The organism is Aureispira sp. CCB-E (assembly GCF_031326345.1).
In the GTDB taxonomy this organism is placed as follows: Bacteria; Bacteroidota; Bacteroidia; order Chitinophagales; family Saprospiraceae; genus Aureispira.
Genome location: NZ_CP133671.1, coordinates 1892017 through 1916464 on the forward strand (window position 1 = coordinate 1892017; position 24448 = coordinate 1916464).

Consider the following 24448-nt stretch of genomic DNA (forward strand, 5'->3'; position numbering starts at 1 on the left):
TGTAAAAATTACTTAATAGGTTTATTAGAGATGTATTATTCTTTTCTGTTTTTGGAAAATTTATTGAATTAGTTTGAGTATATATATAATTTAATGTTAAGTCTTGGAGATATATCCAAAAGTGGTTGTGTTGTTAAATGTATGATGGAAGTTCATTGAAATAAAAGACAAAAATTTTAAACAAATGCCATTGATACTTAAGTTTCTTAGAAAACTTGGTAGTTCTTCGGTGAAATCGTGCAATTTTAGAGCGAATAAGAGTATTAATACCTTCAATATCTTTAGTAAAAGATTTACCAATAATATGTTGATAATAAGGTAAGACCTCTTTAAAACTCTTAAAAGCATCTGTACAGTAAAATTCAATTTCTATATCTAGACACTTTAATTGTGTCATTAAATATCGAAGTTGCTTTTTTGTACGTTTGCCCATTGTTACAGCTAATATTTCTTTGGTCTCAGGAGCGTAAACGTAGAAAATCCACACTTTTTTACCTTTCTGATTCACAAAGGAATATAACTCATCAATTTGCACTTTTTTATACTTCTTTTGTCTAGGAGTAATTTTAATTTTTTCTCCTTGCTCTAGTATAAATCGAAGAGTAGTTTTAGGACTAATTCCAAATATTTTGTAACAATCTCTAATACCACTACCATGTAATAAAGAACTTTGTAGCTGGGCTTTCATACTTGGATCTGCTCCTTGGTATAAATATTCAGCTTGAAATTGTTTGCCACAATTCTTACACAGAAAGTTTTGTCTTCCTGTGGTTTTTTTCCCGTTTTTAACGACCTTTGAATTGTGGCAATGAGGACATTTTATTTGTATAGATATTGAACACATCTTACAAATATAGTCTTCATTGTCTTTTTTTCTAACTTATCATACAATCTACATCACTACCCCAAAAGTTAGAGAGAAATGCAAAAGCTAAATTTTGATCTGTTTTTATAGTTTCCCAGAAACGTTCTAAATGAGTTGTAATGCATCGTGAGATAGTATCATAGCCATAAGTATTGTTTATTGCAGTGATTTTATTTTTAAACCGTCGTGTTGTACTTGTTTTAAAGTAATTAGTTAATAAAGTGTAGAAAGATAGATTAGTATCCTTGAAAAATGCTCGATATAACAAATAAAAGCCAATGTTTTGCTCTGAAATTTTTACAAAATTATATTGATTTTCAAGTATTTCTAAATTCGTTAAAATATTTGCAGAGGTTGTAAATTCTTCAATACTAATATTGTATTTCTCAAGAATAGGAAGTAATGTTTCTTTTTCATTAAGAGGAAGTCCATCAAAGAAAGATATTAGCCCTAAACATTTAATATTTATAGATTTTGAGAATTCTTTATTGTCATTCACAAAAGTTTGATAATAAAGATCAAAAAGTTGACCTATGTTAAACAGTGGGAGAATGTCTTTATCTTTTTTTACTAACAAGATTAACATGATAGCAAATCTTGGATTTCCTTTAGATATGTTAAGAATTTTATCACTGATGTTAGAGGTATTTATACTAAATGGAGGCTTAGATATAATGCTTTTTAATTGTTCTCTTTCTAAAGTGTTTTGGATTGGGATTGGAGTAATTTTTGTATAAGGTCTAAGTTTATCTACAAATTCCATTGAGTAGTCTCTAATGGTTAATATGATTTTTAAGTTATCAGCTGTTTTGTAAAAGCCTAAAATCTGTTTAAAATGCTCAATTCTATTTGCATCATCAATGAATAAAATATATTTACCATTGTTGTCAAAGTAATTTGATAAGTCTTTAAATAAACTAATATTCTTATCTAATAGACTGTAAATTTCATAATTAGGGTTTTGAGCTTGAAATTTTTTCAAGCCTTCTATTGCAATTCGTGTTTTTCCTATACCAGCCTTACCAGACAGAACAATAAAGTCCTCTTTTTTCAAGGTATCAATAAAATTATTAAGCTCATTTTCTCTAAATAGAAAAGGATTATCAAGAGGTGTTGCAATACTTTGACTACCATTATTGTAATATTGTACGAACTCATTAATAGAAACTAATTGACCTGTAGTTTCATCAATTTGAAATATGCGATCGTAAAGATTATATTCTTGTAGTAAATCAATGAGTCTTCCTCCAGAGAAAAGACGAATGAAATTGTCATCTTTGTTTTTTGCCTCACGCATTTTTTTTGCTTTCCAATTATTCCACCAACTTAATTCCTTTATAGTTAAGTCACGAGGTACACATAGGATCCAATTATTTAATGAATAATTGCTGTTTTGATAAGCTGTTTCATATGAGTCTCTGATTTGTTGTTTTTGAGATTTTCCTATTTCATCAAGAAAAAATTTACATTGAATAACAGTAATTGGCTCAATACCAATTTTTCCCCTCAAGACATCAATACCTCCATCACCTTGTTTTACAGCAACAGGTTCAATAAAATCATTAGGGTAGATTTTCCTAAAAAGAGAGGCGCAAACTTTCTCAAATTCAGCTCTTGCGCCTTCAATAGAACCACATTGAATTTTAAAATCTTGCCAATTTTTCATTTTTGTTTATAGAGGGTTAGTGTAAGAAAAGGACAACCAATTTAATAAAATTATATATATTATTGGATGTAATGCCTTGTTTTCTCTAGAGATTTAGGTTATTTGAATAGAAAAAAGCGTATCTTGTAAATAGATATTTGACTTGGATAGTAGAACTTATCCTTAGGAATTTAGGTTATCTGAACAATAAAATAAATACAATGGGAAGAGATAAAACAGGGGCTTGCGCTGTACATGGTTCCTTAAAAATTAAGCTATCCATATTAAAAGAGCGAGGCATTTTGAAAAAGGGTGCTGTGATGGGAGGAAGTTATAGTTGGACAAGTGGCGCAAGTATAAAAGTGATTGGCTATTGGAAGCAAGATAAAAAGTTTGTAGAACTACTCTATACACAAACTAGAGAAGGGAAGAAAAAGAGCTTCGAGTATAAAGTATCTATTGTAGGAGTCAAGAGCAATTTAGGGAAGGGCGAATTGTTGTACTTTGTTTGTCCTGTGAGTGGAAAGCGTTGTCGAACCTTGTTTCTTGCTTATGGTTCGGAAACATTCAAAGCAAGGTCAGCTTATCAAAATAGAATTTATTATAATAGTCAATGGCAATCAAAATATGATTATTGGTTGACTCGTTATTGGGATTATAAAGAGAAGGTAGAAGCGTTTAGGGAAAAACCTAAAAAAACGCATTATCAAGGAAAACCCACCCGAACAATGCAACGTTTGGAGGAAATGGAAAAACGCTTGGATTATTACCGAGAACGAAAAGAAGATATATTTTATAGGAGAAGTGCGAATTGGGGAACGTATTTATTTTGACACAAATCGACCCCTGAGACAACCCCTAAAAATAAAAACCTCTTATAATCTATTGATTAATAAGAAGTTTTGTCTTTAAGTTGTGGAGCTGGAGAGATTCGAACTCTCGTCCAGTCAAAGCATCCATAAGCTTTCTACATGTGTAGTTGTTAGTCGGATCTCAAGTAGCAATATGTCTAACAACATACGAGTCACTACTCCAGCCTCTTCTTGTTTCGCCAAGCATTACGGAGACACGCATACTAGGCTAGCCTAAAGGGTTGGTTGATGCGAGGCACGCTGTGTATTAGGCGTCAAGCGTGGGTCGCAATGGTTCCTATATCACTCCGTGATTAGGCAGCCATGGCATAGTTATTATTGCCATTTAAAGTTGTTTATGTGCTATATTTAACGAGATAATCACACCTGTCTCGACATGCTTACTTACAGAACATTCAATGCTGTCAATTCCAGTCAGCCCCGTTTTGTCGCAAATTAGAAATACTTGTTATTTCTTAGGTTGGAAGTGGAAGGGTATGAATTCCGCTTCACGGTTTGCAAAGTTATAACTAATTTTGAGGTCTAAAAGTTCCAAGGAAGATTATTTTTATAAAAAATTTGCAAACGTACACTTTTGAAAAAAACGAGAAAGTTGATTGAAAAGTCAGGAATAAAAAATAGGTTAGTGTATTTATTATAAAAAAGTGTTTTAGCGGACACAATAAATAGCACTAACCATGAAGATCAAAGATATAAAAAAAGCATTAGAAAATGCACAAGGAGGAGAGTTAAAAGGTAATGCATCAAGGAGATTAGCAACCCTTTCAATAATGATTTATAGCCTTTTAAAAACAAATCATAGTCGATTAACCAACCTCTCTAAGGTTGTTTGCCCCGATCTTGATTTCCAAAGTCGAGTAAAGAAATTTAAACGTTGGGTAAGTAATGAATATATAGATACTGAGCATTTTTTTTGCCATTTTTAGCTAAGATACTAGAGAATCTAGCTACTCGTAAACAAGCAGTATTTGCTATAGATGGAAGTCCTGTTGGAAATGGCTGTGTTTGCTTGATGATTAGTTTGGTTTGGCGTAAAAGAGCAATTCCCCTGTGTTGGTTAGTTCGTAGAGGCAAAAAAGGTCATTTCCCAGTTGAAATGCATCTTGAGTTATTAGAGAATTTTTCTAAACTACTACCTCAAACTTGTAAAGTGACACTTTTGGGAGATGGCGAGTTTTCAAAAATAGAATTATTAAACTTTTGTAAAACCCAAGGTTGGGATGTTGTTTGCCGTACTGCTAAAAATAGGTTAATTAGATTTAAGGGTAGAGATGAGAAAATAACACTAGGTGCTTATTTATATCCTAGTGAAGGAACACAGACAAATTGGATTCCGAATGTGCTTTATACCCATAAAAAGTATGGTCCTATTCACGTTTTTTGTCATCATGATCCTAAACATAAAGACCCTTGGTATTTAGTTTCGAATATAGATTATCCACCCGAAGTAATCCGTTTATACAAAAAACGATTCAGTATAGAAACCTTATTTGGAGACTTAAAATCTAGAGGTTTTAATATTCACAAAAGTAAATTAAGAGCACCAGATAGAGTATCTAGACTTTTAATAGCAGTTTGTTTAGCCTATTTATTCACTGTTTTAGCAGGTTTAAATTCAAAAAAAGTTGACCTTAAAACCTTAAAGAAAATATGTAGACAAGATCAACCTTCCCATTTTTCTATCTTTTGCATAGGCAAAATGTTGTGGGATGCCTATTTTGAATTTCACGATTTTTATTCCGATATTTTCAAAGAGCTTCTTCTCGATTTAAAAAGTGTACGTTTCTGAAATAAAAAAAAGTTCGTGTAGGGAAATTTATCGTCACAAATGGTCTATTCGACTTTCAGAATAGGTTTTTTAGGATAATTTTTTAATTGAAAAAGGTGAAAAAAAATATAAATTGCTGATAGATAATGTTTAGTAGTCTATTGGTGCGAAGGAAGATGTTTATTCTCAAAAGATTTTAAAAATTGCTGTTCATTTAAGGTGCTTTTAACTTCAAAATGGCTAAATTCCACCATCAAAAAAAAGTAAAACACGCAATTATGAAAATAGGAATTATTAGAGAAGGAAAAGTGCCACCAGATTCTAGAGTATTGTTCACACCCAAGCAGTGTGCCACTTTACAAGAGAAATACGATCTTCAGTTTGTTGTACAACCGTCACCAGGGCGCTGTTTGCCAGATGAAGCGTATGCATCAGAGGGAATTAAAGTGCAAGAGGATGTTTCCGATTGTGACGTATTGATGGGAATTAAAGAAGTTCCTAAAGAGCAGCTGATTCCTAACAAAAAATACTTTTTCTTTTCACACACAATCAAAGCACAACCATATAATCGTGCTTTACTACAAAAAATCTTAGAGGAGAACATCACTTTGTTTGATTATGAGGTGTTAACGAACGAGAAAAAACAACGAGTGATTGCTTTTGGGCGTTTTGCAGGAATTGTTGGCGCGCACAATGGTATGATGACTTATGGCAATCGTACAGGAGCATTTGAACTAAAACAAATGCACAAATACGACGATTATGCTGCTGCAATAGCTTATTACAAAACATTGTCCTTTCCTAAAATGAAAATTGTTGTGACAGGAACTGGACGTGTTGCCAATGGTGCGGCAGAAGTATTCGACCATATGGAGATAAGAAAGGTTAGCCCTCAAGATTTTTTAGAAAAGGAGTACGATGAAGCTGTTTATACACAGTTGGATTGTGAGCATTATGCAGCTCCTAAAGAAGATAAGCCCTTTGAATTGATGGATTTTTATCAAAATCCACAAAACTATAAATCAATCTTTGAGCCTTATACCAAAGTTGCTGATTTGATGGTCAATGGTATTTATTGGGCAAATGAGGCACCCGCTTTCTTTACTAAAGCTGCTATGAAGGAGGAAGATTTTAACATCAAGGTAATTGCCGATGTTACCTGTGATATTGCGCCAGTGGCTTCTATTCCATCTACTTTATTTGCTACAACAATTGCAAAGCCTGTATTTGGATATGATCCTGAATCGGAATCAGCTGTAGAGCCTTATCAAGCACATACGATTGATATGATGACAATTGACAATCTGCCTAATGAGTTGCCAAAAGATGCTTCAAAATCATTTGGAGAACAATTTACAGCGCATGTAATAGAGGAATTATTGGGACTCAAAAACACAGGAATGTTGGAACGAGCAATGATTGCTAAAGATGGACAACTTGGACCTCACTTTCAGTATTTAACAGATTATGTTCAAGGAGCATAATTATGTGTTGGAGAGGCTCAGTAGCCTGTGCCTACTATAAGGTAGGCGGGGAAAACAACCATGCGTTTCCCCGCCTATATTACTATTAAAATCTATTAATTATCATAGGTTGCCATTACACTTAATAACCACTTAACAGCTTCTTCTTCAGATGTAAATAATTGAATGGGATTGGTTTTTCTTTTGCCTTTAGAAACAAATCGTGTTCTTAAAGTGATGAAAAGGTTACCAATAATTTTAGAAGAAAAGGATTTTGTGATTAAGGCAGTGGTGACAAACTCTTGTTCAAAGTCATTGTAATATTTAATGATGTCTTTTTTCATGTACTTATCAGGCATCCATGCTATGACACATCTAGGATCATTACCAACTATTTCTTCCATCATCGCTACGTTTTCTTTCGCCCCTTCTAGGGTAAATTCTTCAAGGTCCTTTTTTGCTTTTATTTCGATGATATTATCAGGACGGATTTTGATTGTTAATTCTTTAGTTTGATACTCCATAGTATTTGGTCTATTATGGTTGTTTAGTCGAGATTGGTCTAAAAAGTTGTTTACAATAGCGTCTTTTTTACTAGTAGCCTGTTGCTTTTGATCTTTTTATTAAAAAAGAACATACAGCACTATTATCAAATAGGAATAGCCTATTTAAATAACTTCTAAATCCAGAGTTAAAACTAACTAGAAAGTTAATAAAAGAAAAAGAAAATCGTCATTTTATTTTTTTTAATATTAACTAAAAATAAAAGTAAAATACTTTAATAATCAAAAAGTTTAATTTGATTCTGCTAAAGCAATCATTAACGTTTCCAATTTCTTTTTCATCATGTATCCAGAACAAGAATAATTATTGACAATCATACTAAAAGCCAGCTTTTTTCCTCCTTTAGTGGTCACAAAACCTGTATAGCTTCGGATTCTGTTCATAGAACCACTTTTTGCTCGTACATTATTTTCAGCAGAAGAGTTGCGGCACATATTGCGTAGAGTTCCTGTTCTACCAGCAATAGCCATTTGGTTATAAAAATCTCCAAACGTTTTTTTGTCAATGTACATTTTACGCATAATTTCAGCAAATGTTTTGGGAGAAACACCATTTCTAGCAGACAGCCCACAGCCGTCTTTCATGAAAAAGCCAGACATATCCAATCCTCTGCTTCGCCAAAAGTCAGTGACTGCCGCAATCCCATTTTCTGTGCTACCAAGACCTTTAACTTTGGCTCCAATCGCTTTTAATAAAGCTTCACAATACATATTACGACTATCTTCATTTGTGTGTTTACAAATGGCAGTCATAGAAGGAGAGAAGTGCGTATGAATTTTTCTCCTAGCGTTTTTGTCTTTTAGTAAACGTTGTGTGGTTTCTTTTTTAGACACGGGGATTCCTTCAGTAATCAAAGCGTTGCGCAAGTCATGAGCACAGAGTAGGCTGGGGTCTGGAGTTGCGCCCTTGATATCAAACAAACCACTTCCTTTGGGAATTGTCCCTCGAAGGGTCACTTCTGTTCCATAAGGAGCAGCATAAACATACGCATTGTCCCCTGTTCGGCTTCCAGCACTAGTTACTCGGTTATCAAATTTAAGTTGAGGAATATTAGGAACAGTGTGATCAACTGTTGGGGTAGCTCCATAATCCCTTGCTTGTTTGAAGTGGATGTAGTACAAATTGTCGTGATAGTTCAAGCCAGATGTTCCTGCGCCATAATGGTTGCCAATATCACCCCATTGCCAAGTGGGAATCATTACTTGGTCGTCAAAAAAACTTCCATCACCAACAATAGCACCATTGATTTTTTGGATGCCTGCTTTTTTTATGACAGCAACAAATTCTGCCATTAATGCCTCTTTGGTAGGAACTTCTTCCATAATTGGAGATGCCAAAGAAGGATCGCCAGTACCTCTAATGTACAAATTGCCGTTGAGCGTTCCATTTGAGATAGACCCACTATATTCTAAGTAGGTTTTAAATTTATAATCGCTTCCTAAAATAGCCAAAGCAGAACCTGTAGTAATGACTTTCATAGAAGAAGCGGGAATTAATGCTCGATTAGGTGAACGCTGCGCATAGATTTGATTGGTATTGATATCTATGGCACAGAATCCAATAGAAGCATACTTTAACTCATTGTCATTTTCAAAGCTTTTTAGAGCGGCTTCTATTTTTGTTTGAGCATAAGAAGAAAGTGGAAAAGAAAGGAGAAAACTAATCAGTAAGGTTTTGTACATCTTGTGTTTGTTTTGATAATCTTTAATAGGTCGTTTGTTTTTTTTTAGCTTGATAAAATAGAAAAAGGAATTTTAATAATGAAAAAAAAAGAGTTGAATCTCTTGGTTGATTTAAAATGGGGGTGGGCTATTTTGTTGTAAAAATTTGTTTCTTTCTTCAAAATCTCTATATTCGTATTATGCAACGGACAAAACACATATTATTGGTATCAGAATTGACTTGTATTAGCAAGGACAAAAAGGCTATGGTATGTTGTAAAAAGGCGGATAAGAAGTATCCTCGACTTCGGTGCATTTTGACATAAACAAAGCTAACTTCTTATACAGTGAAAAGCGATTGGTCAAAATGAACCAATCGCTTTTTTTTATTTATAGGATATTATATTCTTATTAATTCTTTTGCATAATTTATAAAATTTTAAGCATCATGTTATTAAATGACGAGACACAACAGTTTGAAATCGGTGGCGTAAACGCATTGGAAATAGCAGCCTCTTATGGTACCCCTTTGTTTGTTTATGATTCTAATAAAATCATTAGCCAATACAAAAAAATGAAACAGGCTTTAGGTCAAGTAAAAAAGCTTAAAATTAATTATGCCTGCAAAGCTTTGACGAACTTAAGCGTTTTGAAGCTACTCAAAAACTTGGGGGCTGGTTTGGATGCTGTTTCTTATCAAGAGATTCGATTGGGCTTAGAAGCAGGTTTTGCGGCCAAAGATATTATCTATACGCCTAATTCTGTGTCTATAGAAGAATTGGAAGCGGCTATGAAACTAGGGGTTAAGGTAAATATTGATAATATTGAAACCTTGGAATACATGGGAGTTCATCATCCCAATCAGACGTTTTGTATTCGAATCAATCCACATATCATGGCTGGAGGAAATGCCAAAATTTCAGTCGGTCATATCGATTCTAAGTTTGGAATCTCTATTCATCAAATGCCTTTGGTAGAGCGTTTAGTAAAAACTTTGAACATCAAAGTAGAAGGTGTACACATGCATACGGGCTCAGATATATTGGATGTGGATGTCTTTTCTCATGCGGCAACGTTGTTGTTTAATGTTGCTCGAAAATTTGATGATTTAAAATACATTGACTTTGGTTCTGGATTTAAAGTGAAATACAAGTCTAATGACATCGAAACTGATATGGAACAGTTTGGAGAAATGATGTCAGAGCGGTTTAATGCTTTTTGCGAAGAAACGGGAAAAGATTTAACATTAGCATTTGAACCTGGTAAATTTCTAGTTAGTGAGGCAGGTTATTTCTTGGCTAGAACCAATGTCGTTAAGCAAACCACTTCAACTGTCTTTGCAGGCATTGATACAGGATTTAATCACATGATACGACCTATGTTTTATGGTGCGCACCATGAAATTATCAATGCATCGAATCCCAATGGGAAACCTAAAATATACACTGTAGTTGGTTATATTTGTGAAACGGATACTTTTGGTTGGAATCGAAAAATTAATGAAATTAAGGAAGGAGATGTTTTGTGTTTTAAGAATGCTGGGGCTTATTGTTTTTCTATGGCTTCTAATTATAATAGTCGGTACCGCCCAGCAGAAGTTTTAGTCCATAATGGACAGGCTCATTTAATTCGTCAACGAGAGACATTTGAAGATTTGTTGAGAAACCAAATAGTACCTGAATTGGATTTCAGTAGTGAAGAAGAACAGTTGTTAAATGCAGAGTAGAATGTTGCTTGCTTGAAGCGCAACGTTATTATAAAACATTAGCTTCCCCATCCATAGAGGAAGCTAGTGTTTGTTTATTATTCGCGAATGACCCTCACTTTGATTCTAATATCTTCCTTGGGACGAGCATAGGCATCCGTTTCTTTGTAGCAAATGCTATCAATGATATCCAATCGTTCGTAAACACGCCCAAAAACAGTGTACTCCATATCCAATTGGGGAGCACCGCCTAGTTTATAATATAACTTTCGTTGTTCTTCTGTATAAATAATATTATATTCTCGTTCATTCTTGTCTAATTGTCCAGGAGAAACAGAGCTACCGTGAACGATGTAAAATTGAGAGCCCGAAGATTGCTTATCTGGATTCATTTCATCAGGTTGACGAGCAGCAGCAAGAGCGCCCTTAATATGGTAGTAATGTTGTCCAATTTCCGCATCTTGTTTGTATTGGGGACCACCATTTCCTAACCGTTGTCCTTTTTTTGCCATTCTAGAATTTGGATCACCTCCCTGAGCCATGAAATTTTTGATCACTCGATGAAACATTAGGCTATCATAATAGTTTTGTTTGGCTAATTTGATAAAATTGGTACGATGGTTTTCAGCATCAAAAAACAATTCAATTTTCATAGTGCCAAACTTAGTTTCCATCTCAACTAAGGCAGAATAAGGATTCGGTTCTAATTTTATCGTATCAGGTTCTACAACTTGTAAGTTACCTGCCTTTCGAACGACTACTTGTCGACCATCTTTGGTGGTTGTTTTGTCACCCGTAGATGTGTTAGAAGAAGTTGTTGTTGTAGAAGTCACACAAGCAACCATTAATAAAAATAGAGAACCTATTGAAGCAAGAAAAATAAAATTGTTTTTAAGCACACTAAGATTTTTTATAATTAATACGGAATTGAATCAAGAATGTCATACAAAATGAAAGATAAATATTTTTTCTAATTGAGACAAAAAGCAGCAAAATAGCAAGCTATTTAGAGCATATTATGACGATAAGTAGAAAGAATAGATACTTTTATTGCGACATAAATTAATTCAATTCCGTATAAGTTAGGAGTTTTGTAGAAGTACAAATATACAGAATCCGCATTAATCTACGAATCGACATAATACTCCTTCTTAAAAGTTTACAAAAATCTTTCCTTTTTATTTTTTCTAAACGATTACTCGACGACACCACTATTCTTGAGTCATAGATTGATAGGCAAGCAAAATAGATTTTTAGAAAGGGCTACTCCATTCTGGTTTGTTAAAATAGCTACTGTCTGTCAGTGCGTGCAAAAAGGCAACAATATCAGCTTTGTCACTTGCTGTCAAGGTTTTTATAGTAGGAGCCGTTGTCAATTCAGATGCTAGATTAGGAGCGTAATGTCCGCCTGTAGCATAGTGATCAACAACCTCCTCTAAGGTTTGGAAACGCCCATCGTGCATATATGGAGCTGTTAGTGCAATATTTCGCAAGGAAACCTCTCTAAATTGACCATTTTCAGGTGCATTTCCTGTTGCTTCTCCATAGCCATTGTCTGCAAAGTCAAAAAGAGTTTGTGCTGAATCTAAACCATTGTTAGAAAATTCATTTCTAGCAAACAAAGCTTTGTTTCTAGAGAAACTATGACAATGGGCACATTCTGCGTCTTTAGAACTTGGTGCTCCAGCAGCATCACCAATAAATAAGGTCATGCCACGAAGTTCTTGGCTATTCAAATAAACAAAAGGAACCCAAACATCTTCATCATACCTAGAGTTGGCAGAATTGAGTGTTCGTTCAAATTGTGCAATGGCTTTGGCGACTAATTCTCTATTGATGCCATCATAACAATCAACACCAAAAGCTTCTCGGAACATTTTTGGGTAGGTGGGGTGCTTGCGCAAATCCGCCTCTACCTTTTCCCAAGTATTATCCATTTCTAAAGGATCTTCAACGGGACCTTTTAAAATTTGCTCTTCTAAGGTCGAGAAACGACCATCCCACATAAAGTTGTGTTTTCGCCCCTTTACCCAACTATATCCTATATTGATCAAAGACATAGAACTACGTCTTGCAATTCGGTTGTCAATACCTTTCGATTTTGCCAAACCATCCGTAAAAGCCTTGTTAATATCATGGCAAGAGCTACAGGAAATGGTAGAATCTCGAGACAAAATAGGATCATAAAATAGATGACGCCCTAACTCAATACCTTGTACAGTGATGGGATTATCATCAGGATGTTCCATTGGTGGAAAACCATTAGGAGACTCAACGGTATAACTAGTTGGATTGTAAGGAATACTGGTTAAATCACAAGGACTAAGAGGTCCAATATATTCGGTTTCTTTACAGGCAATAATACCAATTATTATAACCGTAAAAACAAAAATTGATTTATAATGCATTGTATCAGATAGTTTTATACGCTTTGGGGTTAAAGTACATTTTTAGTTGATTGGATAAAAAATTATTTTCCAATCAAGGATGTACTAAAATGGACTTAAGACTGAATTGTCATAGCAGCCGCTAAATTTTCGATTACTTTTTTAGCTAAATTATAATCAGCAGAACCTACCGCACCAGAATGCGTTTGTTTGTCAGTGACCATATCAATTTCTCTGCCTGTTTTAAAGAAAATATCCTTGGCATCAACATACACTGTAATTTCTGTTGTTTGATTGGCTTCGATGTCATAATTTTTAGCAAAAGAAAGTAGTTGATGCATGCCATTTACGCCAGAGTGGTATAAAAAACCAGAAGTCGTACCGTTGGACTGAGTAATATCACCTTCTAATTTACATAAGATATAACTATTCCAACTTGCCCAGTGATTGCCATTGAGACCAAGTGGAGAATCAGAATTATAGTCGCCAGGAGTTGTATTGTTGATAGCATCGGATAAACCAATACCTAAATCTAGAGCGGTATAACTTCCTACAGGAAGGTCGTTGATTGTAAAAGTAGTACCTTCTTCAGCAGCTTGTTGTGTAATACTATTAACCATAGAAATATAGCCAACATCGGCAAAATCTGTTTTAGTACCAGCATTAACTCCTTTGATATCCGAAATAAAAAAATCTAATTTTTTGAATAAAATATTGGTAGGGTTGCTTTGACCTGTTGCTGTTTGTTGAAATAAGATCAATGGATCAGCGCCATATCGAGCTTTGAATGTAATGGCTAAATTGCCAGTTATTTTGTCCTCTTTTTTGGGAGGTGTTTCGCAGGAGCTAGACCACATTGTGATGGATAGCAAAAGGAGGATAATCGTGCGCATAATTTTATTTTTAATTGTTAAAAGTTAATACTCCGTTGATTTTTTAGTTTCTCTATGAACCCGTAGGCTCAGGAAGTAAAAATATAAAAAAACACCTTGTATTAGTTTGATTATCAGATTTTAGTGTAAAATATTCGTAAAGGTGTATGTTGTTGATAATCAAAGTAATACAGTTTTTTAACGGAGTAATGAAAAGTGAGTTCTTGGATAAATTATCTAGTAGATCAAATGACCATATCTGTTTACAATGTACCTATGATAACAAACTTACAATTTTGCTTTTTAAAACACCAATCCTTTTCTAAAAAAGAGTGGTAGTATACAATTGATGACACTAGCTAGTAAAACGAGCAAAATTTGATAAATTTTTTAGCAGGATAGAATACGAGTAACATAATGACTACCAGTACCGCTAATCAAAGAACGAAAGTTATTAATAGTTAGGAGAAAGTCTATTCATTAAAACGAAATGAAAGTCATTTCTGTTGATTTGGGATAAAGGAAATTAGCGTTTTAATAGGCACAATTTTTATGCCTTGGTTTCAAAAAAAAATAGTTAAAACAGTTTATCTTTTGAATGTTACTAAATTTACTGTATTATGACACCTTGATATGCTATAATTAAGAGGTATCTATGTAAAGAAACATAATGGATGATCCATAGAATTGCTAGAAATTTTGATAAAAAAAGCAAAAGAAGTAGCGATGGGAACGCTGTCACGAGACCTTTTGACGAAGTTAATCGTAAAATTACTGCTTAAGTAATCAATATCAACAAAAAGTAATGAATACAAATCAAATTTATACCAACTGGCGAAAAGCAAAAGAAAAACAATCTAAAGAATTTGCAGTTTTGATTGATCCTGACAAATTGCGTTTAAAAGATATTGATAAAATTGTTGAATTGGCAGAACAAGCTGCTGTGGATAGTTTTTTTATAGGTGGTAGTTTGGTTGTAAATGATGCTTTGGATGATATTATTATGAATATCAAAAAAAATTGCAACATTCCTGTTGTTTTGTTTCCAGGGAGTTCTAGGCAATTGAGCTACAAAGCGGATGGTCTGTTATTCTTGTCGTTAATATCGGGTAGAAACCCAGAACTGTTAATTGGCAAACACGTAGAGACAGCTCCTTTTCTGAAAATAAGCCCAGTGGAAATTATTTCAACAGGTTATATCTTGGTAGATGGTGGGGTGCCTACTTCCGTTTCTTATATGTCCAATACTCAACCCATTCCAGCCAATAAAGATAGTATTGCTGTTTGTACGGCTATGGCAGGAGAGATGCTGGGGCTAAAATTGATTTATATGGATGCAGGGAGTGGTGCTCAAAACCCAATTAGCACTTCTATGATAGAGTCGGTTTCGATGGCAACAGAGATCCCCTTGATTATAGGAGGAGGAATTAAAACACCCGAAAAAGCAAGTGCGAATGTAAAGGCAGGGGCAGATATTATTGTGGTCGGAAATGCTATTGAGAAGGATCCGCAGTTGATTTTAGAGTTGGCTGCTGCGGTACACGAAGGCTAGGAGACCAATCCTCAATATGTCTCTTTTGTGAAGATAGATGAGTTATAGAGATAAAAGTAAAGCACATACTGTTTGAGTATGTGCTTTTATATCTTATCTATCAGGGCAAACAAAAGCTTACTTTTTCTTAGGCTTTAAAGCCTTTCTTAACTTCGCTGTGTTAACAGAATCAGAAAGAAGTTTACCTGCTTTGAATTTAACAGTAACTTTTTCATCAATCGGCACAGGTTTACCCGTACTAGGATTTACACCTGTTCTAGCTGCACGATAAGAAGTGCTCAATGTGCAGAAACCGACCAAAGTAACTTTGTCACCTTCTTTTAGTGCATCTTGAATTGAATCTAGAGTAGCATCTAATGCAGCAGCAGCATCTGCTTTTTTCAAGCCAGCTTTCTGTGCAATTTTGTCGATCAAATCTCCTTTGTTCATAATAGTAAATGATTTATAATTTGGATGACAAGCAAAAATTAGGATGTTTTTAATTAATGCTTAAAAATTAAGTACTTACAAATGTATACTCTTTTGCTGTATTTTACAATTTTTGTCTTAAAAAAACGCTATAAACGCTTTGTTTTCTGCTCTTTGAAAGACTCTTAATGTTTCAAAAATTAAAAAATACGCAAAAAAAAATCTTTAACAAAATATTTGCTAAAGACTTTTTAGTTGGCCCACTAGGGCTCGAACCTAGAATGACAGAATCAAAATCTGCTGTGTTACCATTACACCATGGGCCAAAAATGAATGTTTGTAGAACAAGACATTCTTATATAACGCTTTTAGGAAAGTTAGTTGGCCCACTAGGGCTCGAACCTAGAATGACAGAATCAAAATCTGCTGTGTTACCATTACACCATGGGCCATTACTTCCTTAAATGCGAATGCAAATATAATTGTTGTTTGCTGAACAAACAAACTTTTGAACAAAAAATTTTGCTTTTTTTTAGAAAAAAAATACGTGGCAAAACTTTTCTGTCTAAGAACGAATACTTTAGAGTGGTTCCTTATTCATAATAAATATCAAAGATTCTATTTTCGGATTCGTCAACAGATATTTTAATCCATAGAGCTGATTCAGGAAAATAGTTTTCTATGATGCTTGGCCACTCAATAAAACAATAACTATTATCATCTAAAAGTTCCATCAACCCAATAGAAAATGCTTCTTCTTCTGACTTTAGTCGATACAAATCGACATGATAAATGGTCGCTTGTGGAGCTTCATATTGATTGATGATCGAAAATGTAGGGCTAGAAGTTAAATCTTTGACACCCAAATTACGACAAAGTTGTTTGATAAATGTTGTTTTTCCAGCTCCTATTTGCCCTAAAAAGGCTACTTTTTTTCTAGTTTTTATAATAGGAGTCAATGCCTTTACAATAGCATCTAATTGGTCAATAGAATTGGCTACAAATTGCTGTCTCATTTCATTTTTTTTGACAAGAAAGATAAGAGCAGGTTAAAATTCATGTTTTTCAATTTGGATGCACATGAGTTGATTTTAGTGCCTAACAAAACAGTTGATAGGGGCAAAAAGCTTGAAGACAGAATTTAAACAGGCTCAAAGGCAAAGATAAAAAAAGGTAGCATTCTAAAAACAAGAATGCTACCTTCTGTGAGGTAAAAGTTGTATTTTCTTAGTTAAGGTACCAAAAGCAAACGATTACCTTTTAAAACGTATATTTTAGTAGTACTTGGACATCATTGTTGCGCAATTGATTGGGAACTTTCAATGCTTGATGACTCGCACCTGTCGCTTCAGAATGAACTGGTACGATCAATTCTCCATCATTTGTCAATGCATTGATATTGTATTGAGGATCGTTCCCTGCATCTATTGTTGCGCTAACTTCTTCATTATGCATGCTTGATGCTTTTTGAGTTAAGTTGATTAAGCCAAGGCTGTATTGTATGCCCATAGACCAGTGCTCATTAAAACAATATTCCATACCCAACAAAAGACTAAAGTCAAATTCACTAATTCCCATTTCTGCATTCGACAAATTGTTTAGGTCAGGATTACCTGTTTCAACATTCATCAGCCATGCTCCTTTGACACCTGCTTGTAGATTGTACTTAGGGTGTGGATGAAATTGATAAACCAAAGGTACTTCTAAAAGATCAATTCTTTGAATAGATGGTTCTGGTTTTGCGTAGGGCATATATGTTGTTGGATCGGTTACTTTTTTGCTAGAATTTTGAGTTAAATTCCCCATGCTTTTGTATTGAACACCTGTTTGTATTCCGTGGTGTTTGGCAATGCGATAAGAAGCGCTAACTCCAGCAAAAGGCATGACAGAAAAATCTTTTGTAGCACCATATAGTTTGGCACTAGCACCACCAAATACAGCTGCTTTTAAAGGCGATTTTTTAGTGTTTAATTCATCTCCAATACCAAAATTACCAATCGTATTTTGCTTTTCCATCATCTTACGCTTTTCTTGAAGGGCGCGTAATGGAGTGGTTGAATATTGGTAAATAACCTCTGTACGAGTTGTTTTTACTTTTCGTTTCTTATTTGTTGCTACTGTTGTTTGATTAGTCTCTAAAAGATCAGTTGCAAGAGGCGTTTCATTTTTCTTCTCTTGTTGTGAAGTTGTATTAGGAGTAGAAACATTGGCAACAGTTGGTGCTGTTGTCGTTTTTTTAGTACTTGTTGCAGGGCTTGTTGAAGCTACTACAGCCGATTTAACGACAACCTTTTTAGTTGGTTGATCAAGCGTTTTAGGTGCTTTTTCTTCGGCCACCTGAACTTGTTCGGATGTTGTTTTTTCAGTCGTATTTATACTTCTATTTACTGACGGATTAGCATTAGAAACATTTGGAGCAATTGCGACAAAGGATTCTTTGACATTCGTCTGTTCAGCGACAGGTGCACTTGAGTTGGTGATAGGAGCGGAAGTAGGGGTAAAATACATTCCTAATCCAATAACACCTGCTAGTGCAGCAGCAGTAACAAAAGGTACCGACCACCAATAACCTACTGCCCGTTTAGGAACTACAGGATGTTGGTCAAGTAGTGCCGACATATTTTCCCAGGCGTTGGGGGTTTGTGCAAACTCATGTTGTGTGAGTTTGTCACGTAGTAAGTTGTCATTTTTTTTGTAAAAATCGGTCATTTCATTCGGTCTTTCTTCTAGTTAGAATATTTTTTTTTATTCAAATTACCATCAATTAACAGCCTCTTACCAAAAGTTCTTCTTGGTCTTGTTGGCGAATCAAGCGTTGCAATTCTTTTCGAGCGTTTGCTAAATGCCATTTTGACGTCCCTACCGTTATATCTAGCATTTCAGCAACTTCTTTATGTTTGTAGCCATCAACAACATACAAACAAAAAACTGTTCGAGAAGCAGTGGGTAATTTTTGAATGAGTTTAAATAAATCTTCAGCGTGGAGGTTATTAATACTATCATTGAGAACAGGCGCATCACGCTCTACTTCAAAATTCATTACTTGACGGTACTTGGTGTGCCTGCGAACATGATCAATAGAACAGTTGAAGACAATTTTGGCAATCCAACCAGCCAAGTTGTTGTTGTCTTGGTATTTGTCTAAAGCAGTAAAAACCTTTAGAAATGCTGCATTTAGAATTTCAACGGCCTCTTCTTGCTGTTTGGTATACCTCATAGCTATACCGAGCATCTTACCAAAATATCTTTCATACAAGACTTTTTGGGCTAGACGCTCGCCTTTGCGGCAGCCAGCAACTAATTCTTTATCAGTATTTTTTGCAGAATATCTCATTCAACCAAGTTGTACATCGTCTAAATAGAAGCGCCAATTGTTTGAGCCTCTATAATCTAAAACTTAAAATGGCACTATTTCATTTAGATACTATTGTAAGTTTGTATTAATAATAACCTTTTTGCTATAAACTTATTCAATGCCACATTCCTTTTAGAAAAATAAGCCTATTTGCATTTGATGATTTAACGCTATAAAGCTTACTTTTGGTATGAATTGTGGTGATAAAAACTCAATTCTACCTAGAAAACGCAGTAAAAAATAAAAGCGTTGGTGATTTTTGTTTTTTTTGTTAAAAAAAAATAATTGACCAACCTTAAAGAATGCCTAAAACGTATTATGTAATGTGGCTCTTTTTTTTTGATCGTAACAAAAATAGTTTGTTAAAAGTTTTACTTTGTTGGTTAATAATGTGTTAGAACTTGGTGGGGAGGAGGAGGTTTTAAGAAGTTGACCAATTGTATGAACTTTTTATAGATTATTGAATTAATAAAAAAAGGACTTGAGTATTCTGTCATAACAATCCAAAATGGATATTATAGTATATCAAATGAATAAAGTTTTTTAGCAAGCTGTTGTTTGGGATTTGTCAGATTAGCCTAAAAAAGCAAACGATCGGTACCAATTTTCGATAATTTTTTTCATCATTTACTTATCACAATTAATAAAAATGCAATACAAATTATTCTTCCTATTGATTATCTTATTGGGTGCACAAATTTCTTTTGCACAAGTTGATACACTTCCTGATGATGAGGTAATTGATAATACAGTTATTATAAATGATAATGTAAAAGATAGAAAATACAAAGAACCTAAGAACAAGTTTAAGGTAGAGAACTTGTTTATTGGAATGACATTTAGTCTCTCCTTTGGTCAATACGTTTTTGTAGATGTCTCACCTTATGCAGGGTATCTTTTGGGAAAATATGTTGGTTTAGGAATAGGAGGAACATATATCTATAGTGCTTATTTTAATGGGGTGCAGTATATTGGCGACAATGTTTATGGAGGAAGGGTGTTTGCTAATATTCGTCCTTTTCCAGAAGTGAGAGGAGTGAAAGGCCTATATGCACATGTAGAAGGGGAGTATTTAAACCATACTCAATACAATGGGGGGCGATTAATTCGTGCTTTTGTGCCTGCCATTAATGTAGGATTGGGATACAATACATCTTTTGACAAAGGATTCTCATTTACCGCAGAACTTTTAGTCAATGCTCTTTGGTTTGGGCAGCGAAAAGCATTGCAACCAACGGTTTACAATTCTCCTTGGCAATATCGTTTGGGGCTGTATTATGCCTTTTAGAGAAAAGACTCAGATTTTAGACGAGACACTCTTAGGGCCTAAAATCTGAGTAATAATTCCTAAAGAATAGCTATTTTTGCTTTAATACTTTTTCAATGGCTTTAATTACTTTGGCATCGGTTACTTTTTCGTTAGGGGCGAATGATTTAATCACTTTCCCTTCTCTATCAACTAAGAATTTTTGAAAGTTCCATGTAACAGGCGCATCAAATTTGCCATTTTGTTCTTTGGAGGTCAAATACTGATATAATGGGTGTATATTTTTTCCTTTGACCGAAATCTTTGAGAACATTGGAAATGTCACATTAAATTTATTGGTACAAAACTGTTTTATTTGACTGTTTTTGCCAGGCTCTTGCCCCATAAAGTTATTGGCAGGAAACCCAAGAACGACGAGGTCTTGCTCTCTATATTTTTCATAAGTAGCTTGGAGTCCTTCGTATTGCGGTGTCAAACCACATTTGCTTGCTGTGTTGACAATGAGTAAGACTTTGCCTTTGTATTTAGATAACTCTACAGGCTGATCATCAATGTCATTCATCGTAAAGTCATGTACAGAAGTAGGGGTTGTTGTCCAACAAAATATACTTGTTAAGAGGCTAATTAATAAAAATTTCATGTTAATTTAGTTATGAATTAAGTGAAGTTTGAATGTCTAAAATAGATAGTAAGTTATCCCAGTAGCAATTATTATTGCAATAATAACGGTTATTCACATAAGTTTTATATCACAATAGTTAGCTGCACTGCTACTACGTGGTCGTTGAAAAACTTTATTAGTTTGATGATCAATGCGTTGCGAACTTATTGTATTTTGTGTTAAAATTTTGATAATCAACTGCGCAGCACTCACGAAGTACCACGCAGTAGCAGCGAAGCTAATCAACGAACTACGAATATCAATAATATGAAATAATTGTTGACAGAGTAAGTACAATCAATATTCCAAACCATAACTTTTAGAACCATAAAATGTTTAGACCAAGTTGAGATTTTTTTAATATCTTCTTTCTTTCAAAGTTATATCAAACTATGTTTTGTTAGAAAGGAGCCTATTCAATTAACTTTTCCAAATGTTGACCGATGTCTAACAAGCGTTGATCAGACCACTTTTTTGCATGAATTTGAATGCCAACAGGCAAGCCATTTTTCTTTTTTCCAATGGGGATAACTAAAATAGGATGCCCTGAATAAGCAGTTGTAAAGGTATAAGAAGCAATCGCCTTTGTGTACGGTACTTTTTGTCCATTGACAGAGAAGGGAATGCCAGCCCGTTGGTGTTGGTATGCTTCTATGGCACAAACAGGTGTAATCCATATATCATACTTTGTTAAAAAATTATGGTAAATGCTAGAAAAAGTGTCTTTTTGGTCCATGGCTTTGGCATACTCTAAGTTAGACAACTTCAAGCCTTGACGCATTCCTTTTGCCCAAAGGTGGTCTCGATATTTTAGCAGAATAAATAAATACATACATACACTCATAAAAGGAATTTGAGGGCTGTTCATACCCATTTCAAAACCAATAATTTTGCTACAGTTTAGGTAGGCTGATTGTTCATTATAAATAGGCTGATCGTAGTGGATGTGATGTTGGGTGTTTTGTAGCTGCTGTACAAATAGTCTAAAAATACTCAAATATTCCTCATCTATAGGTATGTCATTAATAGACTCTGAAATGGCAATATTTAATGTTTGCCCTTGCCAAGCACTTTGATGGAGATCTACTGGTGGAATGTCAGGCAAGGGATATTCTTTGTGATTGCTGAGTACTTGCATAAACAATTTTAAATCTTCTACTTGTCGCGCAAAAGGACCAGGGACAACAATATGTCTTCTACCTTGTGGTTTATTGGGGTTTTTAAGATGCCCTTTATTTGAGAGCAATCCCTCCGTTGGTCGCAATCCACAAATGCCGCAAAAATGAGCAGGAACACGAATAGAACCTCCCGCATCTGAGCCAATAGAGATAGGGCAAAAATGAGCAGCAACAGCCGCCGAAGAACCCCCAGAGCTTCCTCCTGCTACTCTAGTTAAATCATGAGGGTTATTGGTTGTTCCATTCCAAAAATTGGTGCTTTGCCAATCGATACAAAATAGAGGGACATTGGTCATTCCTAGAATAATAGCACCCGCATCTTTGATACGTTTTACTAACTCGGCATCTTCTGTGGCAACGTAGTTTCGTAATAAAGGGTCGCCATTACTTACCCGAAAACCTTTGGTTAGAAAGCTTTCTTTAATGGCAATTGGGATGCCAAAAAGCAACCCTTTGGCTGTGCCATTTTTGAGTTGTGCATCCTTTTTTTGTGCTTCTTTTAGGATACTTGCCCTACTTCGTAAGTGGCAAATGGCATTGATGTTTGGGTTGAGCTGCTCGATTTGATTCAAATAACACGTAACAACATCAAGAATAGAGACTTGTTGTTGTCTAATATTGAATGCAAGTTGTTGAGTCGACCAAGATAAAATTTCTTTGTTCATCTGAAAAGAATTAGTGGTTGTGAGGCAACCATTTGCAAAAGCATCTTTGTAGGAAGAGAAAGTTATGAGATTAAAAAACTTATTTACTTGCTATAATGGATGCGTTACTTAATTGTCTTTCAACAAAGAAACAAGATGTGTAAGAAAATCTATTTGACAAATGTCAAAAAAGGAAAGATGGTTTGTTGTTGCACGGCATAATATTATTTAGAAGCCCGTATTCTGCTGAGTGTTTCTTGCGTGACACCAATATAAGAAGCAATGTGCCCAAGGTTAACTCGTTGATCAAGACTAGGATTTTTTTGCATTAGATTATCGTAACGTTCTTTGGCATTATAGAACAATAAGTCCTCTATTCGTTCGGCAAGATCGATGTAAATATGTTCTAAAAACAATCGAATAAATTTTTCATATTGAGGGTTTAGAGCTAACAATTGATCAATAGCTTGGTGGGTCATAGAATAGATGACAGCTTCTTCTAAAATTTCAATATTATAACGGCTTTTTTTGCGTTGAATAAAGCTGTCTATAGCTGTAATTGCTTCGTTTTCGAGCGCAAAATGTGCTGTAATGTCTTTTCCATCTTTGTGGTAATAAGAACGAGCAATTCCTTTTTCGATAAAAAACAATTCATTACAAATAGTTCCTTCTTCATGTAGTAAGAAATGTTTTGGGAAGGACTTTATAGTAGTAATGCTCCTAAAATCGTTAATCAAGTGATTTAAAACAAACGGATCTATACTTTGAAATTGTTTTGGTATCATGGATGGAGTAGAAAATAATAAGAATAAGGAGTGTATAATTGACAAACACTGTCTATTAAAAGAACTTTGCAAATGCAAATATAATTGAATAGACAGTGCGTATCAATTTTTGAGAATAAGTATCGTTCAAAAAAAATAGCAAGTGCCACGCAGTAGCAGCGCAGCTAAAACAGCCTTATTTTTTCTGACCTCTTACTTAATAAATTTTATTCGCCTTTTACTTGCTTGCGAATAGCACGTTTGATGAGTTTATCATTGACTCGATCGGTTGGTTTGAACGATTTGATTACTTTACCATCTTTACCAATCAAGAATTTTTGAAAATTCCATTTAATAGGTGCATCTATACGACCATTTTCTTTCTTATTAGTTAAGTATTTATAAAGTGGGTGCATGTTCTTGCCTTTGACCGAAATTTTCGAAAACATCGGAAATGTTACCCCATATTTGCTTGTACAAAAACGATTGATTTCCTCGTTGCTGCCAGGTTCTTGATTCATAAAATTATTAGCAGGAAAACCTAAAACAACAAAGTCATCATCTTGGTATTCTTCATATAATGCTTGTAAGTCTTCATATTGGTAAGTGTTGCTGCATTTGGAGGCAACATTAACGATCAGTAGAACTTTACCTTTGTATCGGTCCATTGATACATTATTTCCAATAATATCCTTTACTTTGATATCATAAATGTCGTTTGGCTTCGGCGCACTACTACTAAATAATAAGCTAACGAATAAGGCTGCAAATAAAACTTTCATATTGTATTTTTTTTTGTAAAAAGTAGGACTGTTTT

Annotated in this window: 22 protein-coding genes, 2 tRNA genes and 1 other RNA gene; 7 read left to right on the forward strand and 18 right to left on the reverse strand. The window is 34.5% G+C overall.

Annotation, left to right across the window (positions count from 1 at the left end; translation table 11 throughout):
* Window positions 1-133: 133 nt before the first annotated feature.
* Both QP953_RS07130 and QP953_RS07135 read right to left on the reverse strand, forming a co-directional pair.
* The gene (locus tag QP953_RS07130; protein ID WP_052599927.1) at window positions 134-844 is read right to left on the reverse strand and encodes an IS1 family transposase; all 711 of its coding nucleotides are present in this window, start codon (window positions 842-844) and stop codon (window positions 134-136) included.
* A 31-nt stretch (window positions 845-875) separates the two neighbouring features.
* Window positions 876-2531: a hypothetical protein gene (locus tag QP953_RS07135; protein WP_309554462.1), complete on the reverse strand. Its 1656-nt coding sequence runs from the start codon at window positions 2529-2531 to the stop codon at window positions 876-878.
* 200 nt (window positions 2532-2731) lie between these two features.
* Here QP953_RS07135 and QP953_RS07140 point away from each other — a divergent pair, with 200 nt between their 5' ends.
* On the forward strand, window positions 2732-3343 hold the full coding sequence (locus QP953_RS07140; protein WP_309554463.1) for a hypothetical protein: 612 nt from the start codon (window positions 2732-2734) through the stop codon (window positions 3341-3343).
* 80 nt (window positions 3344-3423) lie between these two features.
* Here QP953_RS07140 and ssrA read toward each other — a convergent pair.
* Window positions 3424-3804, reverse strand: a transfer-messenger RNA (tmRNA) gene (ssrA, locus tag QP953_RS07145).
* 255 nt (window positions 3805-4059) lie between these two features.
* Between ssrA and QP953_RS07150 the strand changes: the two genes are divergently transcribed.
* The 3 genes from QP953_RS07150 to QP953_RS07160 all read left to right on the forward strand — a co-directional run bounded on the left by QP953_RS07150 (window position 4060) and on the right by QP953_RS07160 (window position 6634).
* Window positions 4060-4308 (forward strand): hypothetical protein, encoded by a 249-nt coding sequence (locus tag QP953_RS07150; protein ID WP_309553048.1) that lies wholly within the window; start codon window positions 4060-4062, stop codon window positions 4306-4308.
* Window positions 4296-5171: a transposase gene (locus tag QP953_RS07155; protein WP_309553047.1), complete on the forward strand. Its 876-nt coding sequence runs from the start codon at window positions 4296-4298 to the stop codon at window positions 5169-5171. The genes QP953_RS07150 and QP953_RS07155 overlap by 13 nt, the downstream gene beginning before the upstream one ends.
* Window positions 5172-5428: 257 nt before the next feature.
* Window positions 5429-6634: an NAD(P)-dependent oxidoreductase gene (locus tag QP953_RS07160; RefSeq protein ID WP_309554464.1), complete on the forward strand. Its 1206-nt coding sequence runs from the start codon at window positions 5429-5431 to the stop codon at window positions 6632-6634.
* Window positions 6635-6729: 95 nt separating this feature from the next.
* On the opposite strand, the gene QP953_RS07165 is transcribed toward QP953_RS07160, so the two are convergent.
* Together QP953_RS07165 and dacB are read right to left on the reverse strand one after the other, a co-directional pair.
* Window positions 6730-7137: a hypothetical protein gene (locus tag QP953_RS07165; protein WP_052596124.1), complete on the reverse strand. Its 408-nt coding sequence runs from the start codon at window positions 7135-7137 to the stop codon at window positions 6730-6732.
* A 270-nt stretch (window positions 7138-7407) separates the two neighbouring features.
* A complete protein-coding gene (gene dacB, locus QP953_RS07170; protein ID WP_309554466.1) occupies window positions 7408-8859 on the reverse strand; it encodes a D-alanyl-D-alanine carboxypeptidase/D-alanyl-D-alanine-endopeptidase in 1452 nt (483 codons plus the stop codon).
* A 427-nt stretch (window positions 8860-9286) separates the two neighbouring features.
* On the opposite strand from dacB, the gene lysA reads away from it, so the two are divergent.
* Window positions 9287-10564 carry a diaminopimelate decarboxylase gene (gene lysA, locus QP953_RS07175; RefSeq protein WP_052596128.1) on the forward strand — a complete coding sequence of 426 codons (1278 nt, stop codon included), beginning with the start codon at window positions 9287-9289 and terminating at the stop codon, window positions 10562-10564.
* A 77-nt stretch (window positions 10565-10641) separates the two neighbouring features.
* On the opposite strand, the gene QP953_RS07180 is transcribed toward lysA, so the two are convergent.
* The 3 genes from QP953_RS07180 to QP953_RS07190 form a co-directional block, all read right to left on the reverse strand.
* Window positions 10642-11442 carry a peptidylprolyl isomerase gene (locus QP953_RS07180; RefSeq protein WP_052596130.1) on the reverse strand — a complete coding sequence of 267 codons (801 nt, stop codon included), beginning with the start codon at window positions 11440-11442 and terminating at the stop codon, window positions 10642-10644.
* A gap of 354 nt (window positions 11443-11796) precedes the next feature.
* On the reverse strand, window positions 11797-12951 hold the full coding sequence (locus QP953_RS07185) for a cytochrome-c peroxidase (RefSeq protein WP_052596133.1): 1155 nt from the start codon (window positions 12949-12951) through the stop codon (window positions 11797-11799).
* A 95-nt stretch (window positions 12952-13046) separates the two neighbouring features.
* Window positions 13047-13823, reverse strand: a complete 777-nt coding sequence (locus QP953_RS07190; protein WP_309554467.1) for an MbnP family protein — start codon at window positions 13821-13823, stop codon at window positions 13047-13049.
* Between the two features lie 784 nt (window positions 13824-14607).
* Here QP953_RS07190 and QP953_RS07195 point away from each other — a divergent pair.
* Entirely contained in the window at window positions 14608-15354 is a 747-nt protein-coding gene (locus QP953_RS07195; protein WP_052596138.1) for a geranylgeranylglyceryl/heptaprenylglyceryl phosphate synthase, read from the forward strand.
* A 117-nt stretch (window positions 15355-15471) separates the two neighbouring features.
* Here QP953_RS07195 and QP953_RS07200 read toward each other — a convergent pair whose 3' ends face one another.
* The 6 genes from QP953_RS07200 to QP953_RS07225 all read right to left on the reverse strand — a co-directional run bounded on the left by QP953_RS07200 (window position 15472) and on the right by QP953_RS07225 (window position 19096).
* Window positions 15472-15783, reverse strand: coding sequence for an HU family DNA-binding protein (locus tag QP953_RS07200; protein WP_052596140.1), 312 nt, complete (start codon window positions 15781-15783; stop codon window positions 15472-15474).
* A 234-nt stretch (window positions 15784-16017) separates the two neighbouring features.
* A tRNA-Gln gene (locus QP953_RS07205) sits at window positions 16018-16088 on the reverse strand.
* Window positions 16089-16143: 55 nt separating this feature from the next.
* A tRNA-Gln gene (locus QP953_RS07210) sits at window positions 16144-16214 on the reverse strand.
* 141 nt (window positions 16215-16355) lie between these two features.
* Window positions 16356-16778: a tRNA (adenosine(37)-N6)-threonylcarbamoyltransferase complex ATPase subunit type 1 TsaE gene (gene tsaE / locus QP953_RS07215; protein WP_052596141.1), complete on the reverse strand. Its 423-nt coding sequence runs from the start codon at window positions 16776-16778 to the stop codon at window positions 16356-16358.
* Window positions 16779-17022: 244 nt separating this feature from the next.
* Window positions 17023-18471: a porin family protein gene (locus tag QP953_RS07220; protein WP_052596143.1), complete on the reverse strand. Its 1449-nt coding sequence runs from the start codon at window positions 18469-18471 to the stop codon at window positions 17023-17025.
* A 55-nt stretch (window positions 18472-18526) separates the two neighbouring features.
* Window positions 18527-19096 carry an RNA polymerase sigma factor gene (locus tag QP953_RS07225; RefSeq protein WP_052596145.1) on the reverse strand — a complete coding sequence of 190 codons (570 nt, stop codon included), beginning with the start codon at window positions 19094-19096 and terminating at the stop codon, window positions 18527-18529.
* A 670-nt stretch (window positions 19097-19766) separates the two neighbouring features.
* On the opposite strand from QP953_RS07225, the gene QP953_RS07230 reads away from it, so the two are divergent.
* Entirely contained in the window at window positions 19767-20405 is a 639-nt protein-coding gene (locus tag QP953_RS07230) for a hypothetical protein (protein WP_052596147.1), read from the forward strand.
* A 70-nt stretch (window positions 20406-20475) separates the two neighbouring features.
* Here the strand turns inward: QP953_RS07230 and QP953_RS07235 are convergent, their stop codons facing one another.
* The 4 genes from QP953_RS07235 to QP953_RS07250 all read right to left on the reverse strand — a co-directional run bounded on the left by QP953_RS07235 (window position 20476) and on the right by QP953_RS07250 (window position 24413).
* Entirely contained in the window at window positions 20476-21024 is a 549-nt protein-coding gene (locus QP953_RS07235; RefSeq protein WP_052596149.1) for a glutathione peroxidase, read from the reverse strand.
* 433 nt (window positions 21025-21457) lie between these two features.
* Window positions 21458-22888 (reverse strand): amidase, encoded by a 1431-nt coding sequence (locus QP953_RS07240; protein WP_309554469.1) that lies wholly within the window; start codon window positions 22886-22888, stop codon window positions 21458-21460.
* A gap of 203 nt (window positions 22889-23091) precedes the next feature.
* Entirely contained in the window at window positions 23092-23652 is a 561-nt protein-coding gene (locus QP953_RS07245; RefSeq protein ID WP_052596153.1) for a Crp/Fnr family transcriptional regulator, read from the reverse strand.
* 206 nt (window positions 23653-23858) lie between these two features.
* A complete protein-coding gene (locus QP953_RS07250) occupies window positions 23859-24413 on the reverse strand; it encodes a glutathione peroxidase (RefSeq protein ID WP_052596155.1) in 555 nt (184 codons plus the stop codon).
* Window positions 24414-24448: the final 35 nt, after the last annotated feature.

Bases quoted from the DNA above. Each gene is read 5' to 3' on its own strand.
- QP953_RS07160 (WP_309554464.1), top strand. From the start codon at position 5,429: ATGAAAATAGGAATTATTAGAGAAGGAAAAGTGCCACCAGATTCTAGA.
- QP953_RS07220 (WP_052596143.1), bottom strand. From the start codon at position 18,471: ATGACCGATTTTTACAAAAAAAATGACAACTTACTACGTGACAAACTC.
- QP953_RS07240 (WP_309554469.1), bottom strand. From the start codon at position 22,888: ATGAACAAAGAAATTTTATCTTGGTCGACTCAACAACTTGCATTCAAT.
- QP953_RS07150 (WP_309553048.1), top strand. From the start codon at position 4,060: ATGAAGATCAAAGATATAAAAAAAGCATTAGAAAATGCACAAGGAGGA.
- QP953_RS07245 (WP_052596153.1), bottom strand. From the start codon at position 23,652: ATGATACCAAAACAATTTCAAAGTATAGATCCGTTTGTTTTAAATCAC.
- QP953_RS07185 (WP_052596133.1), bottom strand. From the start codon at position 12,951: ATGCATTATAAATCAATTTTTGTTTTTACGGTTATAATAATTGGTATT.
- tsaE (WP_052596141.1), bottom strand. From the start codon at position 16,778: ATGAGACAGCAATTTGTAGCCAATTCTATTGACCAATTAGATGCTATT.
- QP953_RS07140 (WP_309554463.1), top strand. From the start codon at position 2,732: ATGGGAAGAGATAAAACAGGGGCTTGCGCTGTACATGGTTCCTTAAAA.
- QP953_RS07195 (WP_052596138.1), top strand. From the start codon at position 14,608: ATGAATACAAATCAAATTTATACCAACTGGCGAAAAGCAAAAGAAAAA.
- QP953_RS07230 (WP_052596147.1), top strand. From the start codon at position 19,767: ATGCAATACAAATTATTCTTCCTATTGATTATCTTATTGGGTGCACAA.
- QP953_RS07135 (WP_309554462.1), bottom strand. From the start codon at position 2,531: ATGAAAAATTGGCAAGATTTTAAAATTCAATGTGGTTCTATTGAAGGC.
- QP953_RS07250 (WP_052596155.1), bottom strand. From the start codon at position 24,413: ATGAAAGTTTTATTTGCAGCCTTATTCGTTAGCTTATTATTTAGTAGT.
- QP953_RS07130 (WP_052599927.1), bottom strand. From the start codon at position 844: ATGTGTTCAATATCTATACAAATAAAATGTCCTCATTGCCACAATTCA.
- QP953_RS07190 (WP_309554467.1), bottom strand. From the start codon at position 13,823: ATGCGCACGATTATCCTCCTTTTGCTATCCATCACAATGTGGTCTAGC.
- QP953_RS07225 (WP_052596145.1), bottom strand. From the start codon at position 19,096: ATGAGATATTCTGCAAAAAATACTGATAAAGAATTAGTTGCTGGCTGC.
- QP953_RS07165 (WP_052596124.1), bottom strand. From the start codon at position 7,137: ATGGAGTATCAAACTAAAGAATTAACAATCAAAATCCGTCCTGATAAT.
- dacB (WP_309554466.1), bottom strand. From the start codon at position 8,859: ATGTACAAAACCTTACTGATTAGTTTTCTCCTTTCTTTTCCACTTTCT.
- lysA (WP_052596128.1), top strand. From the start codon at position 9,287: ATGTTATTAAATGACGAGACACAACAGTTTGAAATCGGTGGCGTAAAC.
- QP953_RS07200 (WP_052596140.1), bottom strand. From the start codon at position 15,783: ATGAACAAAGGAGATTTGATCGACAAAATTGCACAGAAAGCTGGCTTG.
- QP953_RS07235 (WP_052596149.1), bottom strand. From the start codon at position 21,024: ATGAAATTTTTATTAATTAGCCTCTTAACAAGTATATTTTGTTGGACA.